Origin of the sequence: Mesorhizobium sp. SEMIA396, assembly GCF_024518615.1 — a bacterium.
Lineage (GTDB): Bacteria > Pseudomonadota > Alphaproteobacteria > Rhizobiales > Rhizobiaceae > Mesorhizobium.
This window is the reverse complement of record NZ_JANIFC010000005.1, coordinates 108,040-124,783: the sequence shown is the minus strand read 5'-3', so window position 1 is coordinate 124,783 and position 16,744 is coordinate 108,040. Positions and strand designations below refer to the sequence as shown.

At 62.9% G+C, this 16,744-nt stretch carries 20 protein-coding genes; 15 read left to right on the top strand and 5 right to left on the bottom strand.

What is annotated here, in order from left to right; translation table 11 throughout:
• Nucleotides 1–104 precede the first annotated feature (104 nt).
• The 3 genes from NP503_RS14460 to NP503_RS14450 all read left to right on the top strand — a co-directional run bounded on the left by NP503_RS14460 (nt 105) and on the right by NP503_RS14450 (nt 3,150).
• The gene (locus tag NP503_RS14460) at nt 105–1,082 is read left to right on the top strand and encodes a tripartite tricarboxylate transporter substrate-binding protein (RefSeq protein ID WP_127271256.1); all 978 of its coding nucleotides are present in this window, start codon (nt 105–107) and stop codon (nt 1,080–1,082) included.
• A 75-nt stretch (nt 1,083–1,157) separates the two neighbouring features.
• Nucleotides 1,158–1,631, top strand: a complete 474-nt coding sequence (locus tag NP503_RS14455) for a tripartite tricarboxylate transporter TctB family protein (RefSeq protein WP_127271254.1) — start codon at nt 1,158–1,160, stop codon at nt 1,629–1,631.
• A 10-nt stretch (nt 1,632–1,641) separates the two neighbouring features.
• Nucleotides 1,642–3,150: a tripartite tricarboxylate transporter permease gene (locus NP503_RS14450; RefSeq protein WP_127271814.1), complete on the top strand. Its 1,509-nt coding sequence runs from the start codon at nt 1,642–1,644 to the stop codon at nt 3,148–3,150.
• A gap of 1 nt (nt 3,151) precedes the next feature.
• On the opposite strand, the gene nth is transcribed toward NP503_RS14450, so the two are convergent.
• On the bottom strand, nt 3,152–3,976 hold the full coding sequence (gene nth / locus NP503_RS14445; RefSeq protein ID WP_127267097.1) for an endonuclease III: 825 nt from the start codon (nt 3,974–3,976) through the stop codon (nt 3,152–3,154).
• Nucleotides 3,977–3,998: 22 nt separating this feature from the next.
• Here nth and NP503_RS14440 point away from each other — a divergent pair, with 22 nt between their 5' ends.
• The 10 genes from NP503_RS14440 to NP503_RS14395 all read left to right on the top strand — a co-directional run bounded on the left by NP503_RS14440 (nt 3,999) and on the right by NP503_RS14395 (nt 11,199).
• Nucleotides 3,999–4,493 (top strand): DUF2244 domain-containing protein, encoded by a 495-nt coding sequence (locus NP503_RS14440; protein WP_127267098.1) that lies wholly within the window; start codon nt 3,999–4,001, stop codon nt 4,491–4,493.
• Nucleotides 4,494–4,617: 124 nt separating this feature from the next.
• On the top strand, nt 4,618–5,493 hold the full coding sequence (locus NP503_RS14435) for a bifunctional helix-turn-helix domain-containing protein/methylated-DNA--[protein]-cysteine S-methyltransferase (protein ID WP_127267099.1): 876 nt from the start codon (nt 4,618–4,620) through the stop codon (nt 5,491–5,493).
• A gap of 222 nt (nt 5,494–5,715) precedes the next feature.
• Complete coding sequence (locus tag NP503_RS14430; RefSeq protein ID WP_127267100.1) at nt 5,716–6,186, top strand: hypothetical protein; 471 nt, start codon at nt 5,716–5,718, stop codon at nt 6,184–6,186.
• Nucleotides 6,187–6,207: 21 nt separating this feature from the next.
• Nucleotides 6,208–6,600 (top strand): hypothetical protein, encoded by a 393-nt coding sequence (locus NP503_RS14425; RefSeq protein WP_127267101.1) that lies wholly within the window; start codon nt 6,208–6,210, stop codon nt 6,598–6,600.
• Nucleotides 6,567–7,079: a hypothetical protein gene (locus NP503_RS14420; RefSeq protein ID WP_127267102.1), complete on the top strand. Its 513-nt coding sequence runs from the start codon at nt 6,567–6,569 to the stop codon at nt 7,077–7,079. Before NP503_RS14425 ends, NP503_RS14420 begins: the two co-directional genes overlap by 34 nt.
• Nucleotides 7,054–7,536 carry a hypothetical protein gene (locus NP503_RS14415; RefSeq protein ID WP_127387361.1) on the top strand — a complete coding sequence of 161 codons (483 nt, stop codon included), beginning with the start codon at nt 7,054–7,056 and terminating at the stop codon, nt 7,534–7,536. The genes NP503_RS14420 and NP503_RS14415 overlap by 26 nt, the downstream gene beginning before the upstream one ends.
• Nucleotides 7,537–7,689: 153 nt before the next feature.
• Complete coding sequence (locus tag NP503_RS14410) at nt 7,690–8,595, top strand: ribokinase (protein ID WP_127267104.1); 906 nt, start codon at nt 7,690–7,692, stop codon at nt 8,593–8,595.
• A 1-nt stretch (nt 8,596) separates the two neighbouring features.
• Nucleotides 8,597–10,048: an amidase gene (locus tag NP503_RS14405; protein ID WP_127267105.1), complete on the top strand. Its 1,452-nt coding sequence runs from the start codon at nt 8,597–8,599 to the stop codon at nt 10,046–10,048.
• A 114-nt stretch (nt 10,049–10,162) separates the two neighbouring features.
• On the top strand, nt 10,163–10,777 hold the full coding sequence (locus NP503_RS14400; protein WP_127267106.1) for a LysE family translocator: 615 nt from the start codon (nt 10,163–10,165) through the stop codon (nt 10,775–10,777).
• A gap of 110 nt (nt 10,778–10,887) precedes the next feature.
• Entirely contained in the window at nt 10,888–11,199 is a 312-nt protein-coding gene (locus NP503_RS14395) for a hypothetical protein (RefSeq protein ID WP_127267107.1), read from the top strand.
• Nucleotides 11,200–11,363: 164 nt separating this feature from the next.
• Here the strand turns inward: NP503_RS14395 and NP503_RS14390 are convergent, their stop codons facing one another.
• A complete protein-coding gene (locus NP503_RS14390; RefSeq protein ID WP_127267108.1) occupies nt 11,364–12,305 on the bottom strand; it encodes a nucleoside hydrolase in 942 nt (313 codons plus the stop codon).
• Nucleotides 12,306–12,620: 315 nt separating this feature from the next.
• Here NP503_RS14390 and NP503_RS14385 point away from each other — a divergent pair, with 315 nt between their 5' ends.
• The gene (locus NP503_RS14385; RefSeq protein ID WP_023760739.1) at nt 12,621–13,046 is read left to right on the top strand and encodes an Hsp20 family protein; all 426 of its coding nucleotides are present in this window, start codon (nt 12,621–12,623) and stop codon (nt 13,044–13,046) included.
• Nucleotides 13,047–13,166: 120 nt separating this feature from the next.
• Nucleotides 13,167–13,421 carry a DUF1150 family protein gene (locus NP503_RS14380; protein WP_023760740.1) on the top strand — a complete coding sequence of 85 codons (255 nt, stop codon included), beginning with the start codon at nt 13,167–13,169 and terminating at the stop codon, nt 13,419–13,421.
• Between the two features lie 66 nt (nt 13,422–13,487).
• Here NP503_RS14380 and ptsN read toward each other — a convergent pair whose 3' ends face one another.
• The 3 genes from ptsN to rpoN form a co-directional block, all read right to left on the bottom strand.
• Nucleotides 13,488–13,952 (bottom strand): PTS IIA-like nitrogen regulatory protein PtsN, encoded by a 465-nt coding sequence (ptsN, locus tag NP503_RS14375; protein ID WP_013529589.1) that lies wholly within the window; start codon nt 13,950–13,952, stop codon nt 13,488–13,490.
• 102 nt (nt 13,953–14,054) lie between these two features.
• Nucleotides 14,055–14,639: a ribosome hibernation-promoting factor, HPF/YfiA family gene (gene hpf / locus NP503_RS14370; RefSeq protein ID WP_013529588.1), complete on the bottom strand. Its 585-nt coding sequence runs from the start codon at nt 14,637–14,639 to the stop codon at nt 14,055–14,057.
• 264 nt (nt 14,640–14,903) lie between these two features.
• Complete coding sequence (gene rpoN / locus NP503_RS14365; protein WP_127267109.1) at nt 14,904–16,430, bottom strand: RNA polymerase factor sigma-54; 1,527 nt, start codon at nt 16,428–16,430, stop codon at nt 14,904–14,906.
• Nucleotides 16,431–16,744: the final 314 nt, after the last annotated feature.

The following is a 16,744-nucleotide window of genomic DNA, read 5'->3' as shown; positions in this document are numbered from 1 at the left end:
TCCGGTTGCAATCTGTTAATTTGCGCTAGTTGTTGCTCCATCTGCAGGGTGTTGAGAGGACCCCGCGCAGCGGTTGGAGATTTACGTATTGGGAGGAGATCACGATGAGAAGATTTGTCACCACTCTGGCTGCTGCTGCGGCCGTCGCGCTTTATGGGTTCACTGCCGGCGCGCAGACCTATCCTGAACGCACCATCACCGTTGTGGTGCCGTTTGCAGCCGGCGGCCCGACCGACACGGTCACGCGCCTCGTCGCCGAAGCGATGTCGAAGGATCTCGGCCAGCAGGTCATCGTCGAAAATGTCGGCGGCGCCGGCGGCACGCTGGGTGCCGGCCGCGTCGCCAACGCCGAGCCGGACGGTTATACGCTGCTGCTCCATCATATCGGCATGGCGACAAGTGCGACGCTGTACAGAAAGCTCGCCTACGACACGCTGAACGCCTTCGAATATGTCGGCCTCGTCACCGAGGTGCCGATGACCATCGTCGGCCGCAAGGACCTGGAGCCCACCGACCTCAAGGGGCTGGTGGAGTACGCCAAGGCCAACAAGGATTCCATAACCGTCGCCAATGCCGGCATCGGTGCGGCCTCGCATCTATGCGGCATGCTGTTCATGAGCGCCATCAAGACGCCGCTGGTCACCGTGCCCTACAAGGGCACCGGCCCGGCCATGACCGATCTCCTCGGCGGCCAGGTCGACATCATGTGCGACCAGACGACCAACACCACCAAGCAGATCCAGGGCGGCACCATCAAGGCCTATGCCGTCACCTCGCCGGAACGCCTCGATGTGCTGAAGGACGTGCCGACGGCGGTGGAAGGCGGCCTTCCCGATGTGCAGGTCGGCATCTGGCATGGTCTCTATGCACCCAAGGGCACGCCGGCCGAGATCACCGAACGCCTGTCGAAATCGCTGCAGGTCGCGCTGAAGGACCAGAACGTCGCCGCCCGCTTCGCCGAACTCGGCACCAAGCCGTCGCTCGAGGCCGATGCCACGCCCGCCGCACTGAAGGCCAAGCTGGAAAGCGAGATCGCGCGCTGGAAGCCGATCATCGAAGCCGCCGGCCAGTACGCCGACTGAGGTTTGAATAGGGGCGCCACCAGCGCCCCTATTCCGCTCGGCATCGCTACCCCAGTGCGGGCTTGGAGAACCATCATGAAACCTTTCGCGATCGACAGGGCCAACGGCCTGTGCGCCGCCCTGTTCATCGGTTTCGGCGCATGGTTCGCGCTGCAATCGCTCGGTCTCGAAATCGGCACCGCCTTGCGCATGGGGCCAGGCTATTTTCCGCTGGTCCTGGCGATCGTGCTGATCCTGCTTGGCGCGGTCATTCTCGTCCAGGCCGTACGCGTCGAGGGCGAAGCGATCGGGCACATTGCGTGGCGCGGCATGCTGCTCATCCTGCCTGCTCCGATCTTCTTCGGCCTGACAGTGCGCGGCCTCGGATTCATCCCGTCGATCTTCCTGACGGCGCTGATCGCGTCGTTTGCCAGCCGCCGCATGAAGCCATTGACCGCGCTCGTGCTGTCGGCCGGTCTGACGTTGTTTGCCTTCCTCGTCTTCAGCTACGCGCTCGGCCTGCCGTTCCGCCGCTTCGGCCCGTGGCTGGCCCCAGGGTCGGCATCGTGAGGCGATGAGCATGGATCTCCTCGACAACCTCGCGCTCGGCTTTTCGACGGCGACGTCGTTGACCAACCTCGGTTTCTGCCTGATCGGCGTCCTTCTCGGCACGCTGATCGGCGTCCTGCCCGGCATCGGCGCCACCGCGACCATCGCCATGCTTCTGCCCATCACCTTCCAGATCGGCGATCCGGTCTCCTCCCTCATCATGCTCGCCGGCATCTATTACGGTGCGCAATATGGCGGCTCGACCACCGCCATTCTCATCAACATGCCGGGCGAATCCTCGTCCGCCGTCACCGCGATCGACGGCTACCAGATGGCCAGGAACGGCCGCGCCGGAGCGGCCCTCGCGATCGCGGCCATCGGCTCGTTCTTTGCCGGCACGGTGTCGACGTTCCTCGTCGCCATCTTTGCCCCGCCGCTGACGGCGATCGCGCTGAAATTCGGCGCGGCCGAGTATTTTTCGCTGATGATCGTCGGCTTGGTTTCGTCCGTCGCACTCGCCCACGGCTCTATCGTCAAGGCGCTGGCCATGGTCGTGCTCGGCCTTCTGCTCGGCATTGTCGGCACCGACATCTACACCGGCACGCCGCGCTTCACGCTTGGAATCCGGGAATATGCCGACGGGTTGAATTTCGTTGCGGTGGCGGTCGGCGTCTTTGGCGTCGCCGAGATCCTGCGCAACCTCGAAAACGAGGATGAGCGCTCCGTGATGATCCGCAAGGTCACCGGCCTTATGCCGACCCGCGAGGACTTTCGGCGCATGGCAGCGCCCATCGTGCGCGGAACGATCATCGGTTCGGCGCTCGGCATCCTGCCGGGCGGCGGCGCGATCCTGGCAGCTTTTGCGTCCTACACGGTCGAAAAACGCGTCTCGAAAAACCCGCAGGAGTTCGGCAAGGGCGCCATCGAAGGCGTCGCCGGACCGGAATCGGCCAACAATGCCGGTGCGCAGACCTCCTTCATCCCGATGCTGACGCTCGGCATTCCAGCCAACCCGGTCATGGCGCTGATGATCGGCGCCATGATCATCCAGGGCATCGTGCCCGGCCCCAATGTCGCGACCGAACAGCCGGCGCTGTTCTGGGGCATCATCGCCTCGATGTGGATCGGCAATCTGATGCTGATCGTCCTCAACCTGCCACTGATCGGGCTTTGGGTGAAGCTGCTGACGATCCCCTATTACGTGCTTTTCCCGATCATCATGGCGTTCTGCTCGATCGGCGTCTACAGCGTCAACAGCAACGTCTACGACCTCTACGCCGTCGCCTTCTTCGGCTTCCTCGGCTATCTCCTGACCAAGCTGCGCTGCGAACCGGCGCCGCTGCTGCTCGGCTTCGTGCTCGGCCCGCTGCTCGAGGAAAACCTGCGCCGCGCCATGATCCTCTCGCGCGGCGACCCGAGCACCTTCTTGACCAGACCGATCAGCGCCGGCCTGCTGCTCATCGCGCTCGCCGTGCTCGTCATCGTCTTCCTGCCGGCGGTCAAGAAAAAGCGCGAAGAGGTGTTTGTGGAGGAGAGTTGAATTACGCCGTCGTTCCGCTTCGGTCCTGAATCTCTTCGACAGGGTCGAGCGGTGCGATCGGCACCAGCGGTGCCGGCACATCGGTCGTCTTGACCTCGGCCTTGCAGATGTCGGCGATGACGCAGGCCGGGCAATCCGGCTTGCGCGCCTTGCAGACGTAGCGGCCATGCAGGATCAGCCAGTGATGTGCATGGCGCATATATTCGTCCGGAATGATCTTCAACAATCCTTGCTCGACCTGTTCCGGCGTCTTGCCGGGCGCCAATCCGAGCCGGTTGCCGATACGGAGAATGTGCGTGTCGACCGCCATCGTGTGCTGGCCGAAGGCCATATTGAGCACGACATTGGCGGTCTTGCGCCCGACCCCGGGCAGCTTGACCAATTCATCGCGACTGTCGGGTACCTCGCCGCCATGGTCGCGGATCAGCGCCTGCGACAGCGCAATCACATTCTTCGCCTTGTTGCGCCACAGCCCGATGGTGCGGATATATTCGCCGACCCTTGCCTCCCCCAGCGCCAGCATCTTGTGCGGCGTATCGGCGGCCTTGAACAGCGCCCGCGTCGCCTTGTTGACGCCGGCATCCGTCGCTTGCGCCGACAGCACCACCGCGACCAGCAGCGTGAAGGCGTTGACATGTTCGAGCTCGCCCTTCGGCTCGGGCCGCTGGACGGAAAAGCGCCGGAATATCTCGTGCACTTCGGCCGGGCTGTAGCGCGACGAGCTCCGCACCGGCCGCGGGCGTGGCTTGACGTTCGACCCATCGCGTCGTGCGGGCAACAGCTCTTTTTTGGACAGGGAAGAATCTTTGGACTTGGGGCTTGCCATTTCCCTCCTATAATATCCCCTCATGAGCGACACAAACGCCTCGTTTCAGGCCGACGAGCCATTCTTTCAGGCGCTACTCACCCCGCACCGGTCTCTGGGCCGGACAGGCTTCTTCATCCTGATGGGCGCGCTGCTGTTCGGCTGGCTGGTGACAGGCGCGTTTTTCCTGTCGCGCGGCGCCTGGCCGGTGTTCGGCTTCTTCGGCCTCGACGTGGCCGCCGTCTACCTCGCCTTTCGCATCAACTACCGGGCCGCTCGCGCCCGCGAGGAAGTCTCGGTCTCGCGCACCAGCCTCGACATCCGCAAGACCGCACCTTCCGGCAAATCGGAAGCGCATCGCTTCAATCCGTTCTGGGCGCGGTTTTCGGTAGCCCGCCACGCCGAGATCGGCATCACAGGGATGACGGTGGAAGGCCAAGGGCAGAACGTGCCGATCGGATCCTTCCTGGACCCCGATTCCCGCGAGAGCTTTGCCACCGCCTTTTCGCGCGCGCTGGCGACCGCCAAGGCACGCTGAGCCAGCCACGGGCGGCTCCTGGGCTCGAATCCCGTGTCCATCTACGTATGCGGCGTAGGAAGGCAAGTTTCGGGTGGCGATCGACGCCCCGAGGGGCGATATTCCGGCTCAAGGAGACAGTTCCATGAGCACACACACCGCAGTCCTCAAAAAGGACATCACGCCTGAAGGCAGCGACTACGAAATCGTGCGCCGTGCCATCGAGAAGATCAGTCTCGACTATCGCGATCAGCCTTCCCTCGAAGAACTGGCCGAGGAGGTTGGCGAGACGCCGACCGGCCTGCAAAAACTCTTCACCCGCTGGGCCGGCCTGTCGCCCAAAGCCTTCCTGCAGGCGGTGACGCTGGACCATGCGCGCAGGCTGCTCGATTCCGGCATGCCGCTGCTCGAGACCTCGTTCGAACTGGGCATGTCCGGCCCGGGCCGGCTGCATGACCTGTTCGTCACCCATGAGGCGATGTCGCCGGGCGACTACAAGACACGCGGCGCCGGGCTCACCATCCGCTACGGCTTCCATTCCTCGCCGTTCGGCACCGCCCTGATCATGGCCACCGAGCGCGGGCTCGCCGGCCTCGCCTTCAGCGACCCCGGCGAGGAACGCGCCGCCTTCGCCGACATGTCCAGCCGCTGGCCGAACGCCGTCTATGTCGAGGACATGACTGCTACCGGTCCCTATGCCGCCCGTATCTTCGATCCGACGCTGTGGCGCCCCGACCAGCCGCTGCATGTCGTCATGATCGGCACCGACTTCCAGGTTCGCGTCTGGGAGGCGCTGCTCAAGATCCCGATGGGTAAGGCCCGCACCTATTCCTCGATTGCGGCCAGCATCGGCGCACCGTCCGCCAGCCGTGCTGTCGGTGCGGCCAACGGGGCCAATCCGCTCTCTTTCGTGGTGCCTTGTCACCGCGCCATCGGTAAATCAGGCGATCTCACCGGCTATCACTGGGGCCTGACCCGCAAGCGCGCCATTCTGGGCTGGGAAGCCGGGCAGGTATCGTAATATCGATTTTCCTCGATATTGCGAAGGAAAACATGGATATATCGGCCTTCTTAAGTATAAGCGCGATTTAGACTGTGGTTTCCGCCGTTGCAACCCAGGGCAACCTCCGGTCCCCTGCAGTTGTTATTTTGAGCCGTTATTTTAGGTAACTCTAAATTAACCACGATAAAGTGATGATGCCCTCATATTAATCCGGACGATCCGGCTTGATAGGAGGTCCCGATGACATTGTTTCGCGCCGCCTGCGCCGCAGCTCTGCTGGTTGCCAGCCTCGACGAGGCCGCGTTGGCCGCGACGCAGAATGTCATCTTCAATGGCACGATCGCGCCCACCTGCACGCTTGTCGTTGCCACCAACGGCACGATGACGGCCAGCCCCGATCTCCAGTCCCTCAGTTCCCACAACAGCGGCGGCTCGGCTGGGACCGTGACACTGACGACGACCGGAGGTGTGTCGCTCAGCGTCGATCCGGTCACCACCATGACGGTGCCATCGGCAGACAGCACGTCGACGACCTGGACGCCGACCTACTCCGCCACCGGCGCGCATGCCATCGTCGAGACCGGCTCGGCAACCAGCATCACCACCCCCGGCGCCGATCTCGTCTCGGTTCACCTCGCTGGAACCAAAGGCGGCAGCAATCGCTTCGCCAACGGCAATTATCAGGCAACGGTAACGCTGCGCTGCGAATGACGCGTGGCGAAGGAGGGGTCGTTGAAACATGCTCGAATCCTGGCGACGGCATTGGCCATCGGATTGACACCCATTGCCGCCAAGGCCCAATCGATGTCGCCGATGCGTGGCGAGATCAACAGCTTCACCGACGTCTTCGCGGTCCGCATCTTCCCTGCCAATCCCTACGACCGGAAGATCCGGGTCGAAATCCACGTCTACGATCAGGATTTTCAGCCGGTAGATGCCAGAATCTCTCCAAATGTCTTCCAGCTGGCTTCCCAGGCTTCCCGTTCTGTCCTTGTGGTCGTGCCCTTTGACGGCGCGGCCGAGCGTAAAGTGCGTATCTGTACCGAAAGCATCCCCTTTCCCAATCAACAGACGCAGATAAGGGCACAGATATGCGGAAAGTTCTTTGGGCGCCGCAAGTCCTGACACTGGCGCTCGCGGCTGCTTGGGCGGGTGCCTCGCCGGCCGGGGCCGAGGACGTCTACAACCTCAACCAGAATGAGAGCGGCTTCAACCTGCCCGGTGTCACCTTGCCCCAGGGTCAGGACGAGGTCCGTGCCGCGGACGGCACCACATGCCGTTCCGCCGTCTCCGGCTCCGGGGCCTATGTCGATCTCGGCGTTATCAGAGGCAACAGCCAGTCCGACAATGATGTCGCCACTTACGGCCGGGTGGTGATCCCGATCGGGCGTACGCCGAAGCGCGTCGATTGCAGCCGTCTCTATGAGCTTGAGGTCGAGCGCCTGCATCTGGAGCTGAAACTTCTCAAAATGGGCCTCGGCGCCGACGGCCAGACGGCCAGCGTAGCCGCCACCGCTCCCGCAGCCGCATCACCGGGGTGGGCCAACGAAGGCTGGAGCATCAGGACCGGAAATGGCGATGGCAAGAAAAAGAAGAAGCAGTAGCCGCGCGCTGCTTGCGATGGCGGCACTTGCCGGTTCCTGCCTTCCGGCGCAGGCGGCGATCATCGGCACCTGCACCATCATGGTCGGGGCGTCCGGAACGATGAAGGCCAATCCCGCCATCAGCATACTGGGCTCCAAACAGGCAGGCGGATCGAGCGCCAGCGCCACCGTGGTGGCGAGTTCCCTGTTGTGCTCGATACTTAACCTGCTTGACTGCTATTCGGTTTCGGCGCCGGCGCCTGCCGCATTCTCCTCCGCGCCGAGCGGCGGCGGCACCAACGTGATCTTCGCTTCAGTCTTCCGCCTCGATGGCTCGGGGGTCGATGTCAACGGAAGTGTGCCGCAAAGGGTTGCCAACGGCACCCACGCGATGCAGGTCGACCTCACCGCCACCAAATCGAGCGGTATCTTTCCCGCCGGCAACTATCAGGGCACGGTCACCGTGCGCTGCGAATAAGGCCACGACACCTCAAATCGGACTGGACCATGCGCGTGGTCTGGCAAGCCGCGGCCTTACAGGTTAGCTTCCACGCAATCGGAACGATCTGCGTTCGCCCGGACGCACGAAGACGCTCCGATATTTTGAATTTGCGTTGCCAGGAGGCCCTGCTTGATTATCGTCATCGGCTCGATCAACCTCGACCTTATCGCCAAGGTCGACCGCTTGCCGAGTCCCGGCGAGACGGTGGGCGGCTCGGCCTTCACCACCGCACCTGGGGGCAAGGGCGCCAACCAGGCACTGGCCGCCGCACGCGCCGGCGCCTCGGTGCGCATGGTTGGCGCCGTCGGCAGGGACAGCTTCGCCGCCGAGGCACTGGCCTTGCTGCGCGACGGCAAGGTCGACCTGTCCGGCGTTGCCGAGACTCATGCCTCGACCGGCACGGCACTGATCATGGTCGCCGACGACGGCGAGAACATCATCGCCGTGGTGCCGGGCGCCAACGCTTCCGTGGTGCCAGGCGATCTCTCCAAGGCCTTTCTGAAAAAAGGCGACGTCGTGCTGCTGCAAAATGAGATTCCGCTGGCCACCGTCGATGCCGCCCTCGACCAGGCAAGGGCGGCCGGCGCCATTACCGTGCTCAACACGGCGCCTTTCCAGGGGCAGGCAGCCGGCTTTCTCGGCAAGGCGGACTATGTCGTCGCCAACGAAACCGAGTTCGACCTCTATGGCGAAGCGCTGTCGCTGCAAGGCCGCGACCGGGCGGCCCGTATGCGCGACTTTGCCGGAAAGACCGGCCGCACCGTCGTCGTCACGCTCGGCGGCGACGGCGTGATGGCGGCAACGCCGAGCGAATTCCTCACCGTTCCGGCACGCAAGATCACCCCTGTCGACACGGTCGGCGCCGGCGATACGTTCTGCGGCTATTTCGCCGCCAGCCTGTCGTCGGGCCTCACGCTCGAACAGGCGCTGGCGCGCGCTGGCGCGGCCGGTTCGCTGGCCTGCCTGAAGCCTGGCGCCCAACCGGCGATCCCGCTCGCCAAAGACGTCGATCAGGCGCTGCAGGAAACCCGTTAAAATGCTGCGTCCGCAAACGAAACATGCCGTGCCGCCGGCAAGCGACATCTGCCGCCTGTCCGCTGTCGAACTCGCCGGCGCGATCCGGGAGAGAGAGCTTTCCGTGCGCGAGGTGGTGGCGGCATTCCTCGATCGCATCGAGGCGGTCAATCCGCTGGTCAACGCCATCGTCTCCTTGCGCGATCGCGCCGATATCCTGCGCGAAGCCAATGCGGCCGATGCCAGCCTGTCGCGAGCCGAAGCGGCGGGTCCACTTTTCGGCATGCCGATCGCCATCAAGGATCTCGCCTCGACCACGGGCCTCAGGACCTCCTTCGGCTCGCCGATCTTCGCCGATTTCGTGCCGCAGGAAGACGATTTCTTTGTCGAGCGCATCCGCAATGCCGGCGCCATCATCATCGGAAAGACCAACGTCCCCGAATTCGGGCTTGGCTCCAACACCTACAACGCCGTGTTCGGGCCGACGTTGAACGCGTTCGATCCGGCCCTGACCGCCGGCGGCTCGAGCGGCGGCGCGGCGGTGGCCCTGGCGCTTAACATGGTGCCCGTCGCCGATGGCAGCGACTTCGGCGGCTCGCTGCGCAACCCGGCCGCCTGGAACAATGTTTTTGGCTTCCGCCCGTCGCAAGGACTTGTTCCCGGCGGACCCGATTTCGAAGTCTTCCATGCGCAGATGGGCGTCGACGGGCCGATGGGCTGCAACGTTCGTGATATGGCCCTGCTGCTCGATGTGCAGGCCGGTTACCACCCGCGCGCGCCATTGTCCTACGAGAAACCCGGCTCGTTCCTCGAAGGGCTTGGAATACCGGCAACTGGTGGCCGCATCGCCTGGCTCGGCGACCTCGGCGGTCATCTGCCGGTTGAAACAGGCATTCTCGGCCTGTGCGAGGCGGCACTTGGCCGCTTTGCGGATGCATCCTTCCCTAGCGAACCCCTGCTGCCGGATTTCGATTTCGAAGCGCTGTGGCAGGCCTTCGTGACGCTGCGCCAGGCCAGCAGCGGCTGCGCGCTCAAAACCCACTATGACGATCCCGCGAAGCGCCGCCTGCTCAAGCCGGAAGCCATCTGGGAAGTGGAGAACGCCATGCGGCTGACGGCGCCGCAGATCCGCGCCGCCTCCGTGACCCGTACATCCTGGCATCGCACGCTGTTGTCGATCTTCGACCGCTATGATCTCGTCGCGCTGCCGACCGCGCAGGTCTTCCCCTTCGATGTCGATACGCATTGGCCGCGTGAGGTCGCCGGACGCGCAATGGACAGCTATCACCGCTGGATGCAGGTTTCCGCCTTCGCGACCTTGGGCGGCTGCCCGGCGGCCAACGTGCCGGTCGGCTTCGACGATAGGGGCCGACCGATGGGCATGCAACTGATCGGCCGGCCGCGCGGCGACCTCGCCGTGCTGAAGGCGGCGGCGGCCTATGAGGCAACGCTGCCTTGGCAGACCGGCGCCTGAACCGAGCGGACTGGCGTGTCGCAGGGCGCTAGTTAGCGGCTTGCACCGGCTGCGCTGCTATGCATTGATTGTCCTCAAGCCGCGCCGCATCGGCGGCATTCCTGGGGAAAAGTCATGTCGCTCGAACTCTACGCCGCCTATGTCCTGGCTTGCATCGTCATCATCCTGGTGCCCGGCCCAACGGTCACGCTGATCATCGCCAACAGCATCCGCCATGGCTCCCGCGCCGGTCTCGCCAATGTCGCCGGCACGCAGGCAGGGCTTGCCGTGATGATCGCCATCGTCGGCATCGGCCTCAACACACTGATCTCGGGCATGGGCCACTGGTTCGAGTGGGTGCGGCTGATCGGCGCCGCCTATCTGATCTGGATGGGTGTGCAGATGTTCCGTTCCAAAGGCACGCTGAACGCCGATGGAACGGCCAGGAAACCGCGCGGCGGCTTCTTCCTGCAGGGCCTGCTGGTGGCGCTCAGCAACCCCAAGACGTTGATCTTCTTCGGCGCCTTCTTTCCGCAGTTCATTTCGCCGCAAGGCAACTACTCGCTGCAGATCGCCATCATGGGCCTGACCGCCATGATCTTCGCCGCCTTCTCGGATTCGACCTATGCGCTGGCCGCCGGCCGCGCCGGGCGCCTGCTGTCGGCCGGCCGCATCAAGCTTTTGTCGAGGATCAGCGGCAGCTTCATGGTCGGCGGCGGCCTGTGGCTGGCGCTTTCAAAGGCAAAGTAACAGCGCGCCGACAAGCCGGGACTCTAACAGCAATTTCCTGAAACAGGGAGGCCGATTGAAAGTCGGCCTTCTGTCCACCACATGAATCGGCGGTTGGGGGATTCACGTCGATGTCGTGGACTTTTGCGGATGTGAAAGGGCACGTGCTGGGCGTGATCCTGATTGTTGCTTTGTTTGCGGCGGTGTTGGTCCTTGATCCGCTCAAGTGGACGAATATGGCAAGCCCAATCCGGTCGGTCGTCACCGTCGACGCAATGGTCAGAAGTGTCCAGTGGGACCGCGTCGGCATCTATCTGGTCTCTGTCGAGAACGGTCCGTCTGTTCTCATCAAGGACAAACGCCTGCATCTGATCGGCTCGCGCATAAGCATTGAACGCGTCACGCGCGACAATGGAACGATCTTTTATCGGTTTCCAGAGTGAACTGGCGGCTGGCGCCTCTTCCCTCGCCCCGGTTACGGGGGATGGGGTGGTCGCGAAGCGATAGGGTGAGGGGCAGCGCCGAGGGCGCAAGCAGAATCTCAACGTTTGTGCCGCCCCTCACCCGCCTGCCGGCACCTTCTCCCCGTAAACGGGGAGAAGGAGGCTCACAGCCGCCCCAGCCTCTCCACCAGTAGCGCGAAAAATCCGTCATGGTCGATGTCGCGCATCACCATGGCGTTCTTTGGCCGCTTGGTGACGCCCCACCAGTCGATCACGGTCATGCCCATGGTCAGTTCCGAGGCGGTTTCCACGCTGACGTTGCAGTTGCGGCCCTTGAACAGGTCAGGCTTTAACAGATAGGCGATGACGCAAGGGTCGTGCAGCGGGCCGCCGTCGGTGCCGTATTTCTCCTCGTCGAAGCGCTCGAAGAATTCCAGCATCTCGGCGGTGGCGGTGCCGACCTTGGTGCCGAGCGCGCGGAAGGTTTGCGTGCGCTTGGCGGTGGTCAGCGCCTTATGGGTGACGTCGAGGGGCATCATCACGATCGGAATACCGGATTTGAACACGACATCGGCGGCCTGCGGATCGACATAGATGTTGAATTCGGCGGTCGGGGTGACATTGCCGCCCTCGAAGAAGCCGCCGCCCATCAGCACGATTTCCTTGATGCGCGGTGCAATGCGCGGCTCGCGGATCAGCGCCAGCGCAATGTTGGTGAGCGGGCCGAGCGCACAAAGCGTGATCGTGCCGCTTTCTTCCCCCATCAGCGTCTCGACGATGAAATCGACCGCGTACCGGTCCTGCAGCTTCATCGTCGGTTCTGGCAATTGCGGTCCGTTGAGACCGGTCTTGCCATGCACTTCCTCGGCGGTGACCAGTTCGCGCATCAGGGGCCGGATGGCGCCGGCATAGACCTTGATGTCCGGACGGCCGGCCAACTCGCAGATCTTGCGGGCATTCTTTTCGGTAAGCTTCAGCGGCACGTTTCCGGCAACGGCTGATATGCCGACGATCTCCAGTTCGGAGCTGCCGAGCGCCAGCAATATGGCGACGGCATCATCCTGACCGGGATCCGTGTCGATGATGATCTTGCGTGATTGGGGCATTTCAATTCCTTGTTTGGCGAGGTCGTGGGCTTGAACCGATCCGATCGAAACATCCAAATGACGCCGAAGCGGTCGCGAGCTGCCATGTCGAACCGCTCGACCGGGAAAGACAATTCCCGACCTGCGCGCTTCTCCTTGCATCTGCTCGCCGTTTCAAGCGCCATGTCGGTCATTCCTGTGAGTCCACGCCTGGTCTTTTTGAGCGGGTCTGTTGACGGCTTGAACTTGGTCGCGGGGCGGACCATATCAAGGCCATCGGGAAAAATGCCATCTGGGTTTTTCCACTTTATGTCGCTCTTGAGAGGACAGTGTAACATGAGCCGAATGACGCCCTTTTCCAGCCCGCTTCTCCTTGGTTTCGACGCCATGGAAAAGACCCTGGAACGCCTGGCGAAATCCGGCGACAGCTACCCTCCCTACAACATCGAACGCCTCAGCGGCGCCGACGGCAAGACCGAAAGGTTGCGCATTACATTGGCGGTCGCCGGTTTCGCCGAAAGCGATCTCGATGTCACCACGGAGGAAAACCAGTTGGTCGTGCGCGGCCGTCAGACCGACGACACCGAGCGCGAATTTCTTCATCGCGGCATCGCCGCGCGCCAGTTCCAGCGCTGTTTCGTGCTGGCCGACGGCATGCGGGTGATCGCGGCGGAGTTGAAGAACGGTCTTTTGTCGATCGACCTCGATCGGCCGGAGTCCGAACGGCTGGTACGGAAAATAAACATATCGGTGAAAGACTGATCTTTACCACTGCATCGGCCGGAAATCGGCTCCGACTTCCGAAAGCACGATGCAGCAAATTGAAATGGCTCTCATGCGGGATGGCCTTGAGCGGCGTCCTCGCGCCAAGGAGGCTTTGAAATGACCAGAACTGAAAACATCACCATGACCAATGGCGAATTCGCTCATCTCGGCGAAGGCTCGGTCGCTTATCTCAGAAAGGTCTCGAGCGACGAATTGCTCGGCCGTTTCCCCAATCTCGGCGAAATCGCCCCCGGCATGGAACTGTGGGCCTTGTTTGCCGCCAATGGCCAGCCGATCCTGCTTTCCGATGCGCGTGACCGCGCTCTGGCCGGCGCCATGGAAAACGACCTGACCACCGTCGCCATTCATTGACAGCGATTCCGGCTGAAACGGAAAGGGCCGCCCATGGCGGCCCTTTAGCGATATCATTCTCGAAATTCAGGCCGCGTGCGAAGCCTGGGTGTCCGACAACAGCGCGTGGATAGCGGCGGCGTCGCGCGTACCCCTGATCTTGGCCACCGTGTCGGCATCGCGCAGGACCCGCGCGATGCGCGACAGTGCCTTGAGGTGGTCGGCGCCCGCCCCTTCCGGCGCCAGCAGCAGAAACACCAGATCGACGGGCTGATCGTCCAGCGATTCGAAATCGACAGGCGTCTCCAGCCGGGCGAAAACACCTGCGATGCGTTTCACGCCGGCCAGCTTGCCGTGCGGAATGGCGATGCCGTTGCCGACGCCGGTCGAACCCAGGCGCTCACGCTGCAGGATGGTGTCGAACACCTCCCGCTCCGGAATGCCGGAAATCGCCGCTGCCCGTTCGGACAGCAGTTGCAGCAGCTGCTTCTTGGAGTTCGCCTTCAACGCCGGCAGTATCGCCGGAACGTTGATAAGATCGCTCAGATCCATGCTAGAAAATCCCTTGTTCGCCTGCCGTCACCAGTCCCCACCCCTCGTGCGGCCGGCTCTTATTGCCGTGCGACCCTTGTCGTCACCGTGCGACCTTTGTCGTCACGCTTGCGCGACCTTGGTCGTCGACGGGTCGATCCAGCCGATATTTCCATCGGGTCGGCGATAGACGATGTTGAGATGGTCGGTTCCCGCATTGCGGAAGACAAAGACCGGGCTGTCCTTGGTGTCGAGTTCGATGACCGCCGACGCCACCGACATGGTCTTCAGCGTCATGGTTGATTCGGCGACGATGGCGGGCGCGAAATTCTCCGGAATGTCCTCGTCGTCATCGGCAAGCGGCGCCATCACCGTGTAGGCGATGTCGGTCGGCTGGCCGTTGGCGGCGCCCGAATTGTGCGATTTCAGCCTGCGCTTGTAGCGCCTCAGGCGGGTTTCCAGACGGTCCGCCGCCGCCTCGAAGGCTAGCGTCGGATCCTGGGCATCGCCGGTGGCCTGCAGCGAAGCGCCGGAATCCAGCCGGATCATGCAGTCCGCCGAATAGCGCGAGCCCGATTTGATGACCGTGACATGTCCGGCAAAGCCGCGATCGAAATATTTGCCGATCGCTTCGCCGACGCGATCATTGATGCGTGTCCGAAACGCATCGCCGATATCCATGTGTTTTCCCGATATGCGCAGATTCATCTGAAAACTGACCTTCCTTGCTCAGGCTTCAAACTGGCCCGAGTTTATACTCGTGATCCGTGCGCACAAGCTTTGCGGCGTCACTTGCGCCGATTTTAAATCCAAACTTTCCGGTTGATCACAAGCCGCCCTTTGACCGTCCCGAGGCCAACGTCGTGACGGACCATCCGCATGCGGGCATCTAGCCCGTCTCATGCGGGCGGGCTTCTAGCCACTTCACCGCGGCTTGTCAATGAAGTGCCGGCCTGTGGAAAATCGACCCGCTCAGCGCCCGGCGCTGGCCATCGCCCGTTTCTCGCGTCGGCGCTGCACCGAAGAGGGGATATTCATGCCTTCCCGGTACTTGGCGACCGTACGTCTTGCAATGTCGACGCCACTTTCGCGCAACATGTCGACGATCGCGTCGTCGGAAAGCACGTCGACGGGTTTTTCCTCGTCGATCAACTGCTTGATGCGGTCACGCACGGCTTCCGAGGAATGCGCATCGCCGCCGCCCGACGCGGCGATCGAGGCGGTGAAGAAGTAGCGAAGCTCGAACACGCCGCGCGGCGTCAGCATGTATTTGTTGGCTGTGACCCGGCTGACCGTCGATTCGTGCATGCCGATGGCGTCGGCCACCGTGCGCAGATTGAGCGGCTTCAGCTGCCGCACGCCATGGACGAGGAAGGCATCCTGCTGGCGAACGATTTCCGAGGCGACCTTGAGGATGGTCTTTGCCCGCTGGTCGAGGCTGCGCGTCAGCCAGTTTGCATTCTGCAGGCATTCGGCCAGAAAATCCTTTTCCGCCTGGTTCTTGGCCTGCGGTGAGACCTGGGCGAAATAGATATGGTCGACCAAGACCCGCGGCAGCGTTTCGGCATTGAGTTCGACCGTCCAGCTGCCGTCATTGGCCGCGCGCACCTCGACATCGGCGACGATCGCGTCGCTGGCGCCGCCCGAAAACGCCATGCCCGGCCGGGGATCGAGCGCCCGGATCTCCGCCAGCATGTCGAGCAGATCCTCCTCGTCGACACCGCATATCCGTTTCAATGCATGAAAATCACGTCGTGCCAGGAGTTCGAGATTGGCGACCAGCGCCTTCATCGCCGGATCGAGCCGGTTGCGCACCGCAAGTTGCAGCGACAGGCATTCGGCCAGGTCGCGGGCAAACAGGCCGGCCGGCTCGAAGGTCTGACACACCGCCAGCACCTTCGCCACGGCAGCGGCATCCGCACCGAGACGAGCGGCGATCTCGGCCAGGTCGGCACGCAGATAGCCGGTCTCGTCAAGGCCGTCGGCGAGTTCGGCGGCGATCAGCCGTGCAGCCGGGTCAGTGAAGGCTAGCGCCACCTGTTCACCGACATGGTCGCGCAGCGTGATCGCAGCAGTCGCCATATCGCCGGCGTCAAACCACTCGGATGAGGAACCCGCGCCATTGCCCGAAGCCGATTTCCATTGTGCCGTCAGGTCGGGACCGAGCCGCTCGCTGGTCCCCGGGTCGTCGGGGAACAGGTTTTCCAGCGACGTGTCGAGCTTGTCCGAGATCGCCTCGGCGCTCCACTGCGTCTCGTTTTCGAACCAGTCGCCTTCGGCGGTGGCTTGCGGCTCCGCCTCGATCTTCTGCGCCTGGTCGCTGGCGGCATCGTCCTGCGGCTCGGCGCGCTCCAGCAGCGGATTGCGCTCGATTTCCTCGTCGATGAAATGCTCAAGCTCGACATGGGTGAACTGCAGCAGCCGAATCGACTGCATCAGCTGCGGCGTCATCACCAGCGACTGCGATTGTCGTAGCTGTAGTTTGGCCGCCAACGCCATGGTTCGGTTTCAAACGCCTCGTCTACGCATCCCGACTTCCGGGCAAGAATTTTGCAGCCGGCCATAAAACTGGCCCGGCTTTTGCTTGTCAAGGCAATTGGTAGCAAAACCCGCTTACCGGAGCGTTATCCCGGAGCAAAATCGAGAAAAAGCGCCGCTCGAACCGGAAAAATCGTGTCAGGAAACAAATTTCACGCTCAGAGCAATTCCAGGAAAAGTGAGAGACCGCTTTCCCGGGAAAAGCGCATAGCGCTTTCCCTTGGGATTGCGTCAAGACGAAAAGACGGAGCGGATTGGCGTTTTCCGTGAAACGA

Bases quoted from the DNA above. Each gene is read 5' to 3' on its own strand.
- NP503_RS14390 (WP_127267108.1), bottom strand. From the start codon at position 12,305: ATGCCCCAATCACGCAAGATCATCATCGACACGGATCCCGGTCAGGAT.
- NP503_RS14385 (WP_023760739.1), top strand. From the start codon at position 12,621: ATGAGCCGAATGACGCCCTTTTCCAGCCCGCTTCTCCTTGGTTTCGAC.
- NP503_RS14450 (WP_127271814.1), top strand. From the start codon at position 1,642: ATGGATCTCCTCGACAACCTCGCGCTCGGCTTTTCGACGGCGACGTCG.
- NP503_RS14400 (WP_127267106.1), top strand. From the start codon at position 10,163: ATGTCGCTCGAACTCTACGCCGCCTATGTCCTGGCTTGCATCGTCATC.
- nth (WP_127267097.1), bottom strand. From the start codon at position 3,976: ATGGCAAGCCCCAAGTCCAAAGATTCTTCCCTGTCCAAAAAAGAGCTG.
- hpf (WP_013529588.1), bottom strand. From the start codon at position 14,639: ATGAATCTGCGCATATCGGGAAAACACATGGATATCGGCGATGCGTTT.
- NP503_RS14420 (WP_127267102.1), top strand. From the start codon at position 6,567: ATGCGGAAAGTTCTTTGGGCGCCGCAAGTCCTGACACTGGCGCTCGCG.
- NP503_RS14395 (WP_127267107.1), top strand. From the start codon at position 10,888: ATGTCGTGGACTTTTGCGGATGTGAAAGGGCACGTGCTGGGCGTGATC.
- NP503_RS14380 (WP_023760740.1), top strand. From the start codon at position 13,167: ATGACCAGAACTGAAAACATCACCATGACCAATGGCGAATTCGCTCAT.
- NP503_RS14415 (WP_127387361.1), top strand. From the start codon at position 7,054: ATGGCAAGAAAAAGAAGAAGCAGTAGCCGCGCGCTGCTTGCGATGGCG.
- NP503_RS14460 (WP_127271256.1), top strand. From the start codon at position 105: ATGAGAAGATTTGTCACCACTCTGGCTGCTGCTGCGGCCGTCGCGCTT.
- NP503_RS14430 (WP_127267100.1), top strand. From the start codon at position 5,716: ATGACATTGTTTCGCGCCGCCTGCGCCGCAGCTCTGCTGGTTGCCAGC.
- rpoN (WP_127267109.1), bottom strand. From the start codon at position 16,430: ATGGCGTTGGCGGCCAAACTACAGCTACGACAATCGCAGTCGCTGGTG.
- NP503_RS14435 (WP_127267099.1), top strand. From the start codon at position 4,618: ATGAGCACACACACCGCAGTCCTCAAAAAGGACATCACGCCTGAAGGC.
- NP503_RS14455 (WP_127271254.1), top strand. From the start codon at position 1,158: ATGAAACCTTTCGCGATCGACAGGGCCAACGGCCTGTGCGCCGCCCTG.
- NP503_RS14405 (WP_127267105.1), top strand. From the start codon at position 8,597: ATGCTGCGTCCGCAAACGAAACATGCCGTGCCGCCGGCAAGCGACATC.
- NP503_RS14440 (WP_127267098.1), top strand. From the start codon at position 3,999: ATGAGCGACACAAACGCCTCGTTTCAGGCCGACGAGCCATTCTTTCAG.
- ptsN (WP_013529589.1), bottom strand. From the start codon at position 13,952: ATGGATCTGAGCGATCTTATCAACGTTCCGGCGATACTGCCGGCGTTG.